This window comes from Photobacterium sp. MCCC 1A19761, assembly GCF_037389125.1.
Lineage (GTDB): Bacteria > Pseudomonadota > Gammaproteobacteria > Enterobacterales > Vibrionaceae > Photobacterium.
Map to the genome: position 1 here is coordinate 120,480 of NZ_JAZGTF010000002.1, position 16,209 is coordinate 136,688.

Annotated in this window: 9 protein-coding genes; 2 read left to right on the top strand and 7 right to left on the bottom strand. The window is 53.9% G+C overall.

Annotated elements, in window-relative coordinates:
- Positions 1-513: 513 nt before the first annotated feature.
- From VV869_RS03280 to VV869_RS03300, 5 genes are all read right to left on the bottom strand, one after another.
- Positions 514-3,456, bottom strand: coding sequence for a chondroitinase family polysaccharide lyase (locus VV869_RS03280; protein WP_337733561.1), 2,943 nt, complete (start codon positions 3,454-3,456; stop codon positions 514-516).
- Positions 3,457-3,722: 266 nt separating this feature from the next.
- Entirely contained in the window at positions 3,723-4,802 is a 1,080-nt protein-coding gene (locus VV869_RS03285; RefSeq protein WP_337733562.1) for an efflux RND transporter periplasmic adaptor subunit, read from the bottom strand.
- A gap of 16 nt (positions 4,803-4,818) precedes the next feature.
- A complete protein-coding gene (locus VV869_RS03290) occupies positions 4,819-8,310 on the bottom strand; it encodes an efflux RND transporter permease subunit (RefSeq protein WP_337733563.1) in 3,492 nt (1,163 codons plus the stop codon).
- A gap of 119 nt (positions 8,311-8,429) precedes the next feature.
- Positions 8,430-8,894 (bottom strand): YeeE/YedE family protein, encoded by a 465-nt coding sequence (locus tag VV869_RS03295; RefSeq protein WP_337733564.1) that lies wholly within the window; start codon positions 8,892-8,894, stop codon positions 8,430-8,432.
- 9 nt (positions 8,895-8,903) lie between these two features.
- Positions 8,904-9,317, bottom strand: coding sequence for a YeeE/YedE family protein (locus VV869_RS03300; protein ID WP_337733565.1), 414 nt, complete (start codon positions 9,315-9,317; stop codon positions 8,904-8,906).
- A 155-nt stretch (positions 9,318-9,472) separates the two neighbouring features.
- Between VV869_RS03300 and VV869_RS03305 the strand changes: the two genes are divergently transcribed.
- Entirely contained in the window at positions 9,473-9,673 is a 201-nt protein-coding gene (locus VV869_RS03305) for a YgaP family membrane protein (protein ID WP_337733566.1), read from the top strand.
- Between the two features lie 57 nt (positions 9,674-9,730).
- On the top strand, positions 9,731-11,434 hold the full coding sequence (locus tag VV869_RS03310; protein ID WP_337733567.1) for an FAD-dependent oxidoreductase: 1,704 nt from the start codon (positions 9,731-9,733) through the stop codon (positions 11,432-11,434).
- Positions 11,435-11,505: 71 nt separating this feature from the next.
- Here VV869_RS03310 and VV869_RS03315 read toward each other — a convergent pair whose 3' ends face one another.
- Positions 11,506-12,312 (bottom strand): hypothetical protein, encoded by an 807-nt coding sequence (locus VV869_RS03315; RefSeq protein ID WP_337733568.1) that lies wholly within the window; start codon positions 12,310-12,312, stop codon positions 11,506-11,508.
- Positions 12,313-13,109: 797 nt separating this feature from the next.
- Positions 13,110-16,193 (bottom strand): NfrA family protein, encoded by a 3,084-nt coding sequence (locus VV869_RS03320; protein ID WP_337733569.1) that lies wholly within the window; start codon positions 16,191-16,193, stop codon positions 13,110-13,112.
- Positions 16,194-16,209: the final 16 nt, after the last annotated feature.

Below are 16,209 nucleotides of genomic sequence, written 5' to 3' on the forward strand. Positions count from 1 at the left end.
GTGGTCAGCAGTGTGGGTTTCAAATCAGTGAAACCGGTCCCATCGGGTTCAGACAAAGAATCAGCGTGAAAAGCTAAATCGAGAAACGGTCAGAAAGCCGTAATACTGAGAGGTAAAAGCAGGAAAGCGGAAAGATTGGCAGTGCAGGCGTTTCACCGTGCTGAGCGCCGGTAAAAGCCGATTCATAGCTGTAATTCGCAGCCCAGGCGAATGATGTGTCATTTATCGTACTCCAAAAAACGATATTACTGGATGGCAGAATAATCATCCTTTGATTATTCTATTTTCGTTCGGTCATTTAGCAACTTATAGGGCTGAAGTATAAAGCTCAACAACCGATAATGGAATCTAAGATTTCAAAATAAGCCATCACAGCATCCACCCCAGTGCCTCGGTTTCCTTGTGTTCCTGTCAGGCGCAAATCCACCCCCCAATAATGCACCGCCATGAAAAAGCCCTCACCACCTGCGTGGTAAGGGCTTGGTTTAACATGACTTCAAATAGTTACAGAGCTCATTGAAACTTGTTCAGCGTCAGATTTACTGACTCTCCGAAGAAGCTCTCTACGGTAATCACCGTATTCTCGCCCTGGTAGAAGTAATCGGCCCCTTCCATTTTCCAGAGGCCCTTGACGACCACATCAATCGACACGGTCGGGGTTGGCTCTGTTGGATGAAGCATCAGCTCCGGTGATGCAACACTCAGATAGGCCATCTCTCCTTTCAGCTGGATCAGTGCCTGCGCAGTTGTGCTCATCGAGCGCAGCGGGCCATATTTGAAATCCGCATATCCTGTGCTGCTGTAACCAAACAGGTTATTGGTCCGGTTGCGGATATACATCCCGTGATCATCGGTCTTGCGGGTCACGAAGTACGGATACCGTTTCATTTCTTCAGCAAAGGCAGCCATACCCTCCGGATTGGTTTCCATCACCATCACATATTCATAATGCGCACCCTGCGGGGCACGGCCATGATCAATCCATGCCGTGGAGAACTCACCAGAAGTCGCCTTCTTGGTTTTGTCATGCCGGGATTGCTGCGGCCCACGGCGCACATGCACGGTATCGACATCCATGAGGTAATAGCCGACACCGTTATCGTCGATGATCCAATCCCCGCTTCCCAGCGTTTCCGAGAAGTTTTCATCCTGATGGCGGACGCCATTAATCCAGATCCCTTTCGACTGCTCCCCTATCGCCAACTGGAACAGCGTGGTTTCGGTCTGGTGGTGACCATCAGCATTGCGGATACCATTGCCGGTCAGGAACAGCTTATCATCGACGGCCATCACATGTTTTTCTGCTTCAAACGTCGATTCGAACTTACGGATATCCGAAGGTGCTTTGTGTTTAAAGGTAAACAGGCTGAACTGCTCATTCAGCGTGGTCGCACCGCTGATCCCTTCTTCCGAACGCACCATCAGGCTATGCTTGTTCGGACTTTCCAGCTGATCGTAATCCAGATGGATCGTCGTGGCACCCGGATTACGGTTCCAGTCCCAGCCCTCCTGCTGATAACCGAACTGTTCCGGATCCCCGTATGGCATCACATGCACGCTGCCATGACTCTGGTAACGGCCGTAGCGGTTATCTTTGTAATAAATTTCAGAGGACCAGACATCCTTGTTGTACCCCTTCAACACCGCCATCCGATCACCATATCGGTGCACCACAAATCCACCGCCATTAAAGCTCCAGCTCCCTTGCGGTAATTTCGCTGGCGCGACCGATTGCCCGAAAATAGACTGGCTTTGCGCCTGCGGGGTATTGGTTACCTGCAGGAAAATCGATGCAAGCTCCTGATCGAGCGTCGGATAGGCTTTGGCCAGGTACTCCAGCCCGCTCTGATAGTGCATCACGCCCAGCTTGCCGAACGGATGTCGGCCAGACAGTGCCAGCGGTACATACGGGTTGCTATAACGCCAACCAGCGACCATGACCGATTTCAAGCTGTCGAGTGCCTGGGTCTCCAACGCAAAGCTCGAGCGCTTCAGGACGTAAGCCACCAGCGCGGCCCGCTTAAAGGCATGGAATGCATAGCCAGGATAGTGACCTTTATGGCGCCATGCGGTGCCGTCCGGGCGGAAACCATCATGGTAGCCGGGTGGTGTCTGGCTCAGGGCTCCGGAGAAAAAGGCGGAGAACTTATGCAGCAGCGCCACTCGCTCGCGATCATCCGGGTTCAACAGCAGCAGCGCTAAATGTTGGTTTGACAGCGTATTAAAGTAGTCCAGATCGGAGCTCTGGCTGCTCAGCACCATATCAAAACTTTCTTTGAACTCACGCGAGAACCAAACCAGCGCATCATACGTCGGTTTGAGCAAATCATGCTGCTTCAGCTCATCAGCCATCATCAGCGCAGAAATATACCACCAGCGTGCACCGTATCCCCAGTGGTGGGTTGTGACGAGGCTACTGCCCGCAGCATAGCCCTGATCCAGAAGATGCTCTGTCATCAGGCGATACATGGTAGCGACCTGTTGTCGATCCCCTTTAAACGACGGGTAGTGATACGCCTTGGCTAAGTCCAGCATCAGATCGGTGTAGTCTGAGATTTCAGCATACTCATCAAATGCCGCTTTGTCCGCCGGCAACAAATGATCCGGCTGATAGATGGTCTTTTGGTAGCCCGAGACAATATGACGGCCGGTGATCACGCCCTGCGCGTCTTTCTGAATATTGAAGGCATTGAATCGTTTCTCCAGCGAGGCGAAATTGCCGGCGCTACCGCTGTATTGCTCAATCAGCTGCGATTGAATTGTTTTGGCATCGTCCAGCTCAGTTTGCGTCGGCACCGGCAGCGTGTCCGGCAGCCCAAAATCAATTTCCGGGATGTCATAACGGGTGGTGACCTGATGATCAGACCATTGATAACGTTTGTCATCGACCGAGACCATGATCCGATCAATAAAGAGCGGCGCCGCACTCTCGTTTAATGCTGCCGGTGCGTGGAAGGTGAGTTTTGCCAGATAGTCGGTTACAGCAGGTTTGAAATCAGCATTCAGAGACACACCGACGGCACGCCAGCCGGTGAAATTCATCTGAATCTTCAAATCTGTTGATTCCCGGCCTTCTTCATCCGACAGCACCACGGTCATGGTGTCATCCACGGCAACGGGGTTGTAGAGCCAGAACGACAGCACTTGCGTCGCACCACGCCCATAGGCGCGAGTGGCCTCGGCATCGGTCATGCGTTCAAAAGAATGGTTGATGGCGAGCGTATCGCCCTGCTGCCAGTGCCACAGCAGGGACTGGTCGCCATGAATTGCACGCAGCTGCGTCAGTTCACTGTGATTATTTTGGACAAACGAAGGCAGCCGAGTTTCCTCAAAACTCAGGACCTGAGATTGAAGTTGGTTCGCGTTGGCTGTTCCTGTGATCCCTAACGAAATTGCTGAAGCAAGAATGAGTTTGCCCGCCACCTGGGCGATGGTAGGAGATGTTGTTTTTATCATTGTATTTTCCTGAATGACCTGTATTGGTCGGACGCGGATAACACAAGTAAGCGTCCTCCATTCCTGTGATATTAAATTCCGAGCGATTCATGCCAACAGAAATATACCCACAACGCATGGCGCTCAGGTTCACAGCAACAGACTCAAACCAACACGGCCCTCAGTCTTTCTCAGTCATCATATGATTCGACGCGCCAGTACAATCGGCAATCTGTTCTAATCGACAAACCATACCAACCGATGAGCCATCGCAATCAATGCACCTTTCACTCCTCCACAGTTGCTCTTGGCGAAGCCAGCAGGACCGTCTTATCCGTGACCCCTTTGCGGACAATTACGCTGTCCGCATTGTGCTCACGGGTTTCAACCAAGCGTGGCACCACCCGGTCCGATTCCACTACTTTGACATATTGCAGCTGGCCGATCCGGTAGAGGCTCGACCGTGGGATCAACAACACCGCCTGCTCACCGGTCTGAATCGTCAGACGGGCGAACATGCCCGGATACAGCTGCGTTCCCGGCACCTGATCCGGCAAAGCCAGCTTCACAATCACACTGCGAGATCCGGTATCCGAAGCCGGGGTGATCTCCTGAATTTGCCCTGACAAACTCTGATTCAGCGCCGGCAACGCAATCGGCCAGCGCTGATCAAGTTGCAGCAAATGCCGCTGGCTGGCGGGGATCGAGCTCTCCAGCATCAGCGTTTTCGGATTATAAAGACTCAGCATCGCCACTCCGGGGGAAGCGATATCGCCCTGATGGACCAGCTTCTGGGTGATCACCCCATCAAACGGGGCCGCGATAATGCTATAGCCATAAGTCGTCTGGGCTTCTTCCAATGATGCCTGCTGGCGTTTCAGCTCCGCCTGCGCCGTCTGCAAGGTACTCAGCGCCGTATCCAGTTGCGACTGCGAGACCAGTTTCCGCGCCACCAGCGATTGCATCCGCTGATATTCTTTTCGGGCGACATTGAGCTGCGCCTGCGCACTGGCCAGCGCCTGCTCGGTCTGACGAACCCGGGCATCTAAATCTAAATTGTCCAGCCGGATCAGAATATCCCCGGCTTTGACCGAATCACCCACATCCACCAACACATCAGCTACCTGCGCAGTGAGTCGGGCTGACAGCGTCGCCTGCTGATCGGCGACAATAGTCCCGGTGTAACTTTGCTGCACCGGAATGTGCACGGATTCAACCGGCACCGTTTGCCGACCAGCCAGGGACTCGCCCGGCATCGACTGGTGCTCGGGATCGATTTTCGCGATAAAACCACCCGAGATGGCATAAAACAACACACCGAGTCCGGCAAATGCAGCGACCGTCAGTCCACTTTTCTTCCTGTTCATCTTCTCGCTCCCTTTCTCAGTTGCTGGTCACAGCCTGGGCATCTGTCTGATCCGCTGATTGCGCAGACGTCGAGGGTGTTCCCGTCTCTTCCTCGCCTGCCTCGGCCGGTAACCCATGACCCGGCTGGTTAGCGTAAGCCAGGTGGTACACCACAGGGATCACCAGCAGCGTAAACAAGGTGGATGCCGAAATCCCGAAGATAATCGCCCAGGCCAGGCCGTTAAAAATCGGGTCGAGCGTGATCACCACGTTCCCCAGCAACGTCGTCCCGGCGGTCAGCAAAATCGGCCGCATCCGCACTGTCCCTGCCATGATCAGCGCCGGTTTTAACGCCATCCCTTCGCGCAGCGACTGATGAATAAACTCAATCAGCACCAGCGAATTTCGCACCACAATCCCGGCCAGCGCAATCATGCCGATCATCGCTGTTGCGGTGAACAGTGCCGGATTCGGGATCCCGTTAATTTCCGTGGTTCCCAGCTGATTGAGCAGCCAGAAACCGGGCATAATCCCGATCACCGTCAGCGGGATCGCCAGCATAATCATGCCCGACACCGCCGGCAGCCCGGTTTGCAGTACCATGACGATAAACACGCCCAACAGCGCGGCGCCATAGGCAATCCCCAGATCACGGAACACATCCAGGGTAATTTTCCATTCCCCTTCGCCGCTCCACACCACCGAAATGCCGTCCGGTAAAGTCCAGTGATCCCCGCCGCCGTTACTGAAATAAGTCCGTTCCTGCAACGTCCGGGGCGTCTGAAGTTGAGCGGTTGATTGATAAGAAACACCTGGTGCGGATTGCAGGTCCGTCATCACATCGACCACCACTTCTGCCGGCACCCGCCCCACAGCCTCGGCAAACACATAAACGACCGGGCGCAAGTTCTTACGCAGAATGGGCTGCGGCGCATCGACTTCCACAAATTCGCCCAACTCAGAGAGTTGCACCAGCGGCTGTCCGGCATCCACCACCCGGCCCTGCTCGACCCGTTTGGCAATCCCCGGCATCCCCCGCACATACAGATTCTCCAGCGCGCTGAGATCATCGCGCTGATTGCGCGGCAGCCGAATGGTGATCGGCAACGGATTTATCTCATATTCGTCCTGTAAATAGCTGACCACCAGTCCATCATTCGCCGCGGCCAACGCCTGATTGATATCACGCACCGATACCCCGGAGAGCGCTGCTTTTTCCTGATCGACCCGGAACTGCCAGGAGGTCAGCGCCCCCTGAATGCTGGTATCGGTTTCCGCCACCAGCGGCTCGCGGGATAACCGTTCTGCCACCCGGTGCGCCGCTTGCTGAAGTTCGGCATACGGCGTTTGAGGCTGGCCATACACTTCAGCGACAACCGTAGCAATCACCGGTGGCCCCGGCGGCATTTCGACCAACTGGATATCGGCCTGGTGCCGCGCGGCAATCGCCGTGAGGTCGGCGCGCAGTCGCGTCACCAATTCATGGGACTGCTGCTGACGCCGGTGTTTTTCGGCCAGCACGATCCGCAGCTCCCCCTGATGAGATTGATTGCGCATAAAGTAGTGCCGGACCATGCCGTTGAAGTCCATCGGCGAAGCCGTCCCGGCAAACCCGGACACCGACACCACTTCCGGCACCGATTGCAGATAATCCGCAAAGTCGCTCAGCGCGTTCGAGGTCTGCTCGACGCTGCTGGTCTCCGGCATATTGAGCACCAGCTGGAACTCATTCTTGTTGTCATAAGGCAGCAACTTAAGCGGCACAATCCGCAGCGCCGGCAGCATTGCCGCCAGCACAAACGCCAGCCCAACCGCAGCCAGAAACAGTGCGCCGTTGCGTTTGCTCGCCAGCAACGGACTTAACACCCGGTCATAGAGCCGGTACAGCAAAGTGTTTTCCACCCGGTATCCGCTCGACAGCTTGGCCGCTTTGAGAATGTGCTTCGCCAGCCAGGGCGTGATCAGAAAGGCAACGACCGTACTGAACACCACGCTAATCGGCACGTTGAATGCCAAGGGGCCCATATACGGGCCCATCATCCCGGTAATGAAAAACATCGGCGTGAACACAATGATAATCGCCAGCGTCGACATCAGCAGCGCACTGCGGATCTCGCTCATCGCCAGCACAATCGCCCGGGATTTCGGCAATCCCCGCCGTTTGAGGAACCGCTCAATGTTATCGATACTGGCGATCGGGTCGTCCACAATCAGGCCCAGCGCCAGGATCAGCGCAAACAGGGTGACCCGGTTGATGGTATAGCCAAACGCCAGGTCCATCGCCAGTGCCGCCCCGTAGCTGATCGGGATTGCAATCCCGACCACCGCCGCCGCGCGCCAGTTCAAAAAGACCCCGACAAAGACCACCACGGTCAGGATCGACAGACCCAGACTGGAAACCAGGTTGCCGACTTTCCCATTGGCCGTCTCCCCGTAATTGCGGATCACCGACACTTTGACATGGGGCGGCAGCTGGCTGGAGGCGATCTTATCGAGGAGATCGACGACATCATCAGCGACCCAAACCGCGTTACTGCCTTTTTGTTTCGCGATTGAAAGGAACACCGCCGGAAACGGCTCTGACGAACTCACTGTGTCCGGTGAAGCCTGCTGTGCGGCCGGTCCCCAGTGAAACCAGGTCTGGCTCTGGGCCTCATCGGGACCATCCGTGACCGTGGCGATATCGCGCAGATAAACCGGATGCCCATTGATCACATTCACCACGGTATTGGCGACATCATCGGCATCACGGAAAAACTGCCCGCTCTCCAGCTGATAAACCTGGCTTTGCTGGTGAAACGTCCCCAGCTGCTGGTGCTGGTTGGTCAGGGCAAATGCCTGCTGAATATCTTCTACCGTGGTCAGGCGGCTTGCCATGGCCGGAGCATCCAGGGCGATTTGGATCACCCGCGGACTGCCGCCAACCACCGCCACCTTGTTGGTATCATCCAATGCTTGCAGTTGGATCACCGCTTGCTCGGCGATTCGACGCAGCTCCGCCGGGCCGGTCAATTCAGGACGTGTACTGTAGAGCGCCGCAACTAAAATCGGCACATCATCGATTTCTATGGGCTTCACTGCCCACTGGGTCACGGAAGGAGGCACCAGATCCAGGTTGGAGTAGATTTTGTTATACAGCTTGATCAGCGCTTCTTCGCGCTGCTCGCCGACATAGAAGCGGACAATGACCTGCGCGGCCCCCTTCATCGACGTGGAATACACATCTTCCACCCCGTCGATTTGCGTCAGCAGCTTCTCCAGCGGCTGGGTGACCTGATTCTCGACCTGGGCCGGTGACAATCCCGGCGCCTGGATCAGGACATCGGCCATCGGCACGATAATTTGCGGATCTTCCTCACGCGGGGTCAGCCACAACGCAGCGGCACCGGCAATGAGGGCTAACACAATCAAGATGGGCGGAAACAAGCTATGGAGAAAACGTCCGACAATACCGGACTCAGCCGCCCCTTGCCCGGCTTCATCCGTCGGATGCACTTGTCCCGAAGTGGGTTTGACCTGATCTGTCATCGCTTTCTCCCTCGCTTCCTTTCAACCGACAACCACCCGGCAGCCCCTGATATCCCAAGTTCCGCCAGCATGGCTCATGGTGAATACAATTGACGACATCCATGTCCAGAGTAGCTGAATCAGTGCTGCTCGATGGTGATCTTGGCGGCTTTTTCTTGTTTTTCAGTCCACAGGCAACTTACGAGTGTTCCGAAAATCATACTGACCACAAACACCAGCATTTCAAAACGACCGCCCGACAGCGAGGTCACGGCCGGTCCCGGACAGATCCCGGCAATCCCCCACCCCAGGCCGAACAGCACAGAGCCGAGCACCAGTCGAGCGTCTATGCGCTTCTTCTGGCTCAGGTGAAACGCCGCCCGACACACAGGTTGAGCACGACGGCGAATCAACACCCAGTACGCCGGGGCAAAGACCAGTAACGCCCCGCCCATCACAAAAGCCAAACTCGGGTCCCAGTGACCCGCCACATCCAGAAAGCCAATCACGTTGGCCGGATCAACCATTCCGGAAACCATCATCCCCATGCCGAACAGTAAACCGGAAGCCAAAGAAATCAATCGAGAAATCAAATTGGAAAACATCGCAGCCTCTTACCCATGAACCCGTACATAGACCGTGGCAAATGCCGTGGCCATAAACACCAGCGTCGCAACTACGGAACGCTTCGAGCACCGGCCCATGCCGCAAATCCCGTGTCCGCTGGTACAACCGTTAGCGAGCTTCGTGCCCATCCCCACCAATACCCCGGCAACCGCAAGCATGCCCAGCGATGAAACCGGCAACGACGACGGCAGCGTAAAGCCCAGACCCGGGGCCATCAAACCAGCACAGACCATGCCCACCAAGAACAGCAACCGCCAGGAAAACTCGCCCGGCTTCGGATTCAGGATCCCAGCGACAATCCCGCTGATCCCGGCCACGCGGCCATTGAACAAAAGCAACAGGGTTGCCGAAGCACCCAACATCATGCCACCGAATAAAGCAGGCCAAGGCCATGTTTCCATTATTTACTCCTAACCAATCAGTGATTCATTTCCATTAGAGGTTACTGAACCATAAATTTTAGTCAACACTAATTTAGCCTAAAATCCATTAGACAAAACTAAAATTAAAAATTATAGTGATGGAAATTCGAACGGCTATCCCAAGGAGTAGGACAATGACGTTAGAAAATGCAGTGCGTGTGTTTGCCGGGTCCATGGTACTGGTGTCTGTCGCCCTGACCCTGTGGGTCCACCCTAATTTCTTCTGGCTGACCGTGTTTATAGGCGTCAACCTGATCCAAAGCGCCTATACTGGCTTTTGCCCGGCAGCCATGATTCTGAGTAAGCTGGGTTTTCAGAACAGTTCAGCGAAGTAAGCCTGTTTTAAGCGGGGGTCTGCCACTCCGCTGCCCTTAATTGATTTGGAGCGAGTAATGACAAAAATTCTTATCGTAGGTGGCGTTGCCGGTGGTGCCTCGGCTGCTGCGCGTGCACGACGTTTAAGTGAAGATGCGCAAATTATTATGTTTGAGCGCGGTAACTTTGTATCTTTCGCCAACTGCGGCCTGCCTTATCATATCGGCGGCGATATCAAAGATCGCAGCAAGTTGCTGCTGCAAACCCCGGATAGCTTCCTGGCCCGATTCAACGTTGATGTCCGGGTCATGAACGAAGTCACCGGCATTGATCGCCACAGCAAAACAGTCACGGTCAAGAACCTGCTTGATGGCAGTGAATACACCGAAAGCTACGATTTTCTGCTGCTCAGCCCGGGCGCGGCACCGATTGTCCCGCCGATCCCAGGCATTGCTAATCCGCTCACCCACTCACTGCGCAATATCCCGGACATGGACCGGATCATTGAAACTATCCAGATGAACAAGCCCGAGCATGCGACCGTGGCCGGGGGCGGCTTTATCGGTCTGGAGATGATGGAAGCATTCCACCAGCTCGGGATCAAAACCACTCTGGTAGAAATGGCGGATCAAGTGATGACGCCGGTCGATCGCGAAATGGCCGGTATCGTTCACGCGGAAATCCGGGACAAAGGCATTGACCTGCGTCTCGGTGTGGCACTCGAAGCAGTTGAGTTCCAACCCAATATCACTGTCGCCAGCGAAGATGCCGGGGAACCCGTTTCGCACCAGCACCTGGAAGGTGAGCTGATCCTCAGCCTCAATAACGGTGAAAAGCTAACGACAGATTTATTGATTATGGCGATCGGCGTTCGCCCGGAAATCACGCTGGCTGCCGAGGCCGGATTGAAAGTCGGAGAGCTGGGCGGGATTTGGACCAACGCGCAAATGCAAACCAGCGACCCATCGATTTATGCCGTCGGCGATGCCGTCGAAGAACAGGACTTCGTGACCGGCAATGCCACGCTGGTGCCACTGGCCGGACCGGCAAACCGCCAGGGCCGCATGGCTGCGGATAACATGCTGGGCCGGAGTGAAACCTATCAAGGCACACAAGGCACCGCGATCTGTAAAGTGTTTGATTTAGCCGTCGCGTCCACCGGTAAAAACGAGAAGCAGCTGAAACGCGAAGGCATCGCCTACGAGAAGGTGTTTGTCCACGCCGCCAGCCACGCCGGGTACTATCCGGGGGCGGAAATTGTCTCGTTCAAAATGCTGTTCGATCCGACATCAGGCAAAATCTTCGGTGCCCAGGCGGTCGGCAAAGACGGCGTCGATAAACGCATTGATGTGATGGCCGTAGCCCAACGTGCCGGCATGACGGTTGAGCAGCTCCAGCATCTGGAACTGACCTACGCGCCGCCTTACGGCAGTGCCAAAGATGTCATCAACCAGGCTGCGTTTGTTGCTGCAAACATCATCAAAGGCGATGCAACCCCAATCCACTTTGATGAAATCGATCAGTTGACCGACCAGCAAGTGTTGCTCGATGTCCGCAACCCGGGCGAGCTGCAAACCACCGGCTGTCTTGGCGGTGCCATCAACATTCCGGTCGACCAACTGCGTCAACGGATGGATGAACTACCAAAAGACAAAGAGATTGTGGTTTACTGCGCCGTCGGCCTGCGCGGTAACGTCGCCTATCGCCAACTGGTCAACAACGGCTTCAAAGCCCGCAACCTGATTGGCGGCTACCGCACGTATCAGTTTGCACGGGCGTAAGGATATATCGCACTATCATTCACATTCAATGGCCGAATCTCAAGCGACAATTCGGCCATTTTTCCAGTGAGTTAGCGATATCCTTCATGCTCGTCAACACTGTAACTTTCATGTTCATCTGATGAATCATTCATGTTGGCGTGGTCATATTTTTCATGATGTTGATGGTGATGCTTCCGGTCGTGTTTGCCATACCATCGTTCCCAATATTTATGTTTAAATTTATGTTTTTCCAAGTCGATGAGAAACAAACAGTCAAAATACAAGGGATCACCAACCCCAGCGTCAAACTGTGATAGGTTCACCATGCCAGATAGCCGGGCAGTACCATGATACCACGCATAGTCACCGGAGGTTTGAATGACACCATTCTCGTCGCTCGATGCCCCCGTAATATGGGTTATTTCTTCGCCATCCGGTGTGACGGTTGGTTGATTGACAGGCTGAACCGTTGTCAGGCCGCGAGTTACAATTTGCCCGTTCGGTAAATTAAAGAATGTGGTTCCGACCAGTTTAACCCCTCCGTTTTCCCCTGGCTCAATATTAGACAGGCAATCTGTTGCCGTCCCAATCAGCTCACCATTTGCCGCATTTTTTAAATCAACATCAAAACAAAATGCCGGATCGGGCTGGCCGTCGCCATCAATATCCGGAACCGCCATTTCATACATGTACCCTAAACCAACTAAGTTCAGGGCTAGCCGTTGTTTATGAACTGAGTCATCATATGATGCATCTTTATGATTTTTTGTCTCATCACTTTCATATCGATGATCCTTATATGATTTGCCATTTGAGACATCATCCATCGCAACAATAAAACCTGAATAACCGATGCACATCGTCAACACGGATAGTGCGAATTTATTTGTTTTCATCTCAACTCTCCATGAACCCTTTGTGAAAACGTTGAAAACTTCATGGCCAGGAAAATAAACCAGACATTCTATTTTAACTAACGCCATACCACTGGGTTGATGTTTTCATCACTCTTAAAACCACGAAAACCATTCAAATGAAATACAGTGGATTCACTTTGACATTGATTAATTCTAGAAGTGATTTTGTTATTCGCTAACGAATCTAATTTTCCCATGTATCTTATAAGAGATTAAATATGTTAAATTTTTTATCGACCACACCGTCAAGGCCATCAATTACCTATTCTCAATTCTCATATTTAAGAATCCAGAATAACCACTCGTAAAACTCACCTGAAAAATACACATCAATTCATCCTTACAGCTAAACATAAAACTACAAATTTCATCACCTTTTATTTATTTTAAATTATAAAAAACACCGATAATACAAAGATTAGCCTTCGTACTTAAAACTGTAATTAATAAATAATCGTCACCTTAAGAAACATTCCCATCGCAAACAAATGAAATTAAATTTAAGCAAAAAATCAGGGTAATTAATTACGATTAAATATCAAAAAAACGCCCTATGATAACACCCTATGATTTGAAGCAATTAAATCAATGAATTATTATCATGATGGTGATTTTAAACAGTCATTTTCATGTCTCTCACCCAACGACGATTGGCACAAATTTCTTACATTAAGCGCTAAGTGCCGTCACCGTCAGGCTATCATCACGTTCCCTGTTGGATTTTATTGCCATCATGGCAGCCCGGGGGAACACGCATTATGCGCACAGCAAGCTTGTTAAAAGTAAGCCGAGAAACGCAATAATACTGCGTTGCCGACCTCTTCCAGCGCATCGTTGTCGAGGATATGCTGCCATTCCAGCCCCACTTCCGAGACGACATCATAGCCATCGTAATAACTCGGATACCACTCCCACCGCCAACTGGCGCCCAGTCCGATCCGACTGTCCTGCTGTCTGGCCAGCGCACTTTCATTTTCGCTCCACTGGCCAAAGCCGTATGGCGTCAGCAATTGCCGGTGACGCTTGGCGATCTTGAACGTCTGGCCCAACTCATAGCGACCATACAAAGCGTGCCCGTCATCCCGATTCAGGTAATACAACCCGTCGAGATAGAGGTTCTGATACAGCCAATGCACCTGTTCCGGCTTCCATGATTTGCTCCAGGCATCGCGGGAAAAGACATCAGCGCTGAGCCGGACATACGGCCGGGTTTGGCTATCGCCGCCGGAAAAAGACTGTTTCAGCCCGGCTTTAAGATAGTAATTCCAGTGTTTAAACGGCTGATACACGATCCCTAGATCCAGCTCATTGTTCGCCTGGGTGCCGCTATCCGCGCGGTATTGCCCGCTGTGCAGCCCGGCAATCGACAGCGCGCTACGGGGTAGCCAGCGATCATCCAGGTAGTAACGGGCTTCTTCATACAGGAAAAAGTCCCCGGTACTGTCCGAATAGCCGGGAATGGCCTGCCCGTTACTCTCCCCAACCCACCCGGCGACGGTGAATTTCCAGCCCTGTTCCAGGTCGCGGTGTGCACGGCGGAAATAATCCAGCTGCTTTTGCTGAGAGGCATCCAGGGATGAATTTGCTGCCAGTTGATCAATATTTTCCGCATAGAGCTTCGCTGCTCGCGCCTTCCGGCCATTTTCTCCCGCCACCCGTGCATATTCGGATTTTAAAATCAGATCGGTCTGATACGGCTCAACCTGAACCGCTTGCCAAAACAGCTTCTCCGCCAGAAACGGATGCGTCGGTGCCAGCAAATAGCCGAGTTCGGCACTCATGGTGCCGCGCCCCTCATCAGCATCCTTCGCCACAACCGTGGCCGTTAACGCCGCCAGTTCCTGGCTATCCCCTGCCGCCAGATATCGTTCCCCCAGTTGTTTGGCAACTTGCGGTGAGGGTGCCCAGTGAAAGGCCTGTTTCAACCGCATCTCAAACACCCGCTGATCATTGAGCGCTGCGGCAAGATTGAGCCCGAGCAGCCACCAGTAAGGATTTTCCCGGTCAAAGTCCGTATTGCGCCAGTATGACTCGGCGAGCTCAAATTCACCCACTTCATCCAGGGTACGAATGTAGAGATAGCGATCCCCCTCGGGTAGCAAGGCGGCATCCATATTGCGCCAGTACGGATAGCTTTGCGAATACGCCTGCGCCTGAGCATACCAGCGGGCGACAATGGTGCTCTCCTCAAGGCTAGGACTAGCCGGCAATGTGGCCGCATATAATGTCGCGGCGGCTTGAGGTTGCTTGGCTGCCAGACAATACGCGACCACGCGCCGGGCAAAAACTGTGACCGCACGACGTTCCTGCACAGTCAGGGCATCGCATTTTTCCTGGAGCTGCCATTTATAAGGGCCGATTTTCGCGTTCGGTGCCAGCGCGCTGTTCAGCCGCTCGATATCGGCCACCGAAAACCAGGCGACATTGGCATAGGCCAGGGTTGCAGCACGATTCACTAAGTTCGGATGTTTGAGAAACGCCCTCGGTGTAGTTCGCAACCCCGCCGCAAACATCGCTGCCTGGCGGGCCTGTTGCGGTTCGGGCAACGTGCTGAGCGTGTAGGTAGCCGCATCAAGATAAGCCACCTTGCGCGTGCGCTGATACAATTCAAACTGTACCTGTGCCGCATCCTGTGCCATCCCGGCCTGACGCATCGCCTCTGCCAGCATTTTCCGATCCCCTTCGCGCCGACTGTCCTGCAGCAGCACAATCAGCCGCTGCCACTCCCCTTGCTGCTGGTAATGTTGTACCAAAACGGCACGGCGCCTGCGCTCCAGTTCCGGCGATTGAAAAGATTGTTCGGCCAGCAAAGCATAAGCCCCCAAAGATTCGGCCAGGGCCAGCCACTTGGCCGGATTCTCATCAACCGGGCACTGCGCCAGCACTGTGCCGGCCCGTGAAGTTTGTTTCTCCTGCATCAGGTGCATCACTTGTTTCAGACACGGGTTCAGCACCCGGCTCTCTTCGGTGGTTTTCCGGAGCTGTGCGGTACTGAGCGTATTCAAACGTGCCAACTGCTCCCGGTGGCGCTCGGTGATCAGTCCGGCCAGCACTAAGTCATTGAGGACGGTTTTGGCCTCCCCGAGCCGATTGCTATTGAGCAGCCCATCGACATAACTTTCCCACAGACTCATTTTGACCGATACGTCGGTGATCCCGGCAACGGCCCGGCGAAACGATGCCGCCTGTCCCAGGCTCACATACATCTGCGCCAGATATTCCAGATCTTTTTCTGTCGCCAGCTGCTGTTCCACGAACGGCTCAAGAATAGCGACCGACTGCGGAAATCGCTGCAGTTGGTACAGGGTGTACGCCTCAAACCGCCTGGCCTCGGCAGATTTATATCGCTCCGGCTGCTTCAGGCTCCAGTTCAGCGCCTCCGTTGCTCCTTTCCGGCTTTCAATGGCATAAAGATGGGTCAGATACCATTGCTTGATCTGGGCGGCGGTTAACCCCTTGGTGAGGCTTTCTAACTCAATGGGCGAGTAAAGTCGGGCATTGCCCAAAGCCTGCGACCTCAGATCCAGTAACAAATCCCCGCGCTGATCGGCCGGGATCTGCTTCACCAGGTGCTCGATTTCATCTTCCGGCCGTCCGGCTTTCACGCTCAGGGTATAGGCGTATTTCAAAAAAGGCACATGCCCCGGGATCAGCGTCAGGGCCCGGTTCACTTCTGCCAGCGCGGCGTCATAATCTTGCTGTTGCTCCTTGCGAAATGCCTTGTCGATATAGGGATAGGTGCGAAATTGCTGGTATTCCGTGAGCCCCTGATAAATATCGTCCGTTGGCCCGACGGCACTGGCAAACCCAGCTGCTCCAGCGAAGTAAAGCACCACCAGCATCCATCCCACTCTCAACATCCATACCACTCTCAGC